Source organism: Brevibacterium sp. SIMBA_078 (assembly GCF_046534565.1).
In the GTDB taxonomy this organism is placed as follows: Bacteria; Actinomycetota; Actinomycetes; order Actinomycetales; family Brevibacteriaceae; genus Brevibacterium.
Genome location: NZ_JAWRYQ010000566.1, coordinates 1 through 237, shown reverse-complemented (window position 1 = coordinate 237; position 237 = coordinate 1). Strand labels below are relative to the sequence as shown.

Annotated in this window: 1 rRNA gene; it reads right to left on the bottom strand. The window is 59.1% G+C overall.

What is annotated here, in order from left to right:
- A 23S ribosomal RNA gene (locus tag SB749_RS20820) occupies positions 1-237 on the bottom strand; the annotation flags it as partial.

Genomic DNA, 237 nt, shown 5'->3' with positions numbered 1-237 from the left:
CCGGTCCTCTCGTACTAAGGACAGCTCCTCTCAAATTTCCTGCGCCCGCGACGGATAGGGACCGAACTGTCTCACGACGTTCTGAACCCAGCTCGCGTACCGCTTTAATGGGCGAACAGCCCAACCCTTGGGACCGACTACAGCCCCAGGATGCGATGAGCCGACATCGAGGTGCCAAACCTCCCCGTCGATGTGGACTCTTGGGGGAGATAAGCCTGTTATCCCCGGGGTAGCTTT